The following is a 661-nucleotide window of genomic DNA, read 5'->3' as shown; positions in this document are numbered from 1 at the left end:
CTCCAGCACCCGGCACCGCTCGGCTACCACCGCCATCATCTCCTCCAGATCCTCGAAGTACCGGTTGGCCACCGCCTCGTTGATCAAAGGCCAGACCCGCTCCGCCGGTTGTAGCTCCGGCGAGTAGGGCGGCAGAAGGACCAGGCGAATCCCCGGCGGCACCTCCACCCTCGGCGACATATGCCACCCCGCCCGATCCAGCACCACCCAGGCCTCCTCCCCCGCCCTCAGCCAGGCCCTTAGCTCCTGCAATACCCAGCTCATCACCCCGGTGTCCATCCCATCCACCAGAAGGCTCAGAGGCTCCCCCGTCTCCGGCTCCCCAAAGGTACACACGTAGAACCACCGGTGGCGATGCGCCCCCACCGCCGCGCCCACATCCGCCGGTACACCGGCCTCAGCCCCAACCGGTGCTCGTCGTAGGCCAGAAGCCTCACCCTCTGCTCCGCAGCCCTGGCCGCCTGAACCTCCCGGAGGGGTTGCCCAGCGTGTGCAGGAGGCGGTAGATGGGGTAGAGAGAGACCTCCTTCCCCAGCACCTCCGCCACCCAGCGTTGCAGCTTGAGCCCCGTCCACAAGCCGCCGTCGGGCAGGGTTCCCTGGAGGGCCTGCAGCACCCTCTCCTGTTCTTCTGGGGTCAGCTTTGGCCTGGGGCCCGGGTT

1 protein-coding gene and 1 pseudogene are annotated in these 661 nt (G+C 68.2%); both read right to left on the bottom strand.

Annotation, left to right across the window (positions count from 1 at the left end; translation table 11 throughout):
* A partial coding sequence (locus Mlute_RS15410) for a transposase (protein ID WP_220452093.1) occupies window positions 1-378 on the bottom strand: 378 nt, incomplete at its 3' end.
* Between the two features lie 55 nt (window positions 379-433).
* Window positions 434-661, bottom strand: a pseudogene (locus Mlute_RS15405) (hypothetical protein); the annotation flags it as partial.

Origin of the sequence: Meiothermus luteus (genome assembly GCF_003574085.1) — a bacterium.
Taxonomy (GTDB): Bacteria; Deinococcota; Deinococci; order Deinococcales; family Thermaceae; genus Meiothermus; species Meiothermus luteus.
Note: the sequence above shows the minus strand (reverse complement) of the source record. Positions and strands in the feature narration are given on the sequence as shown.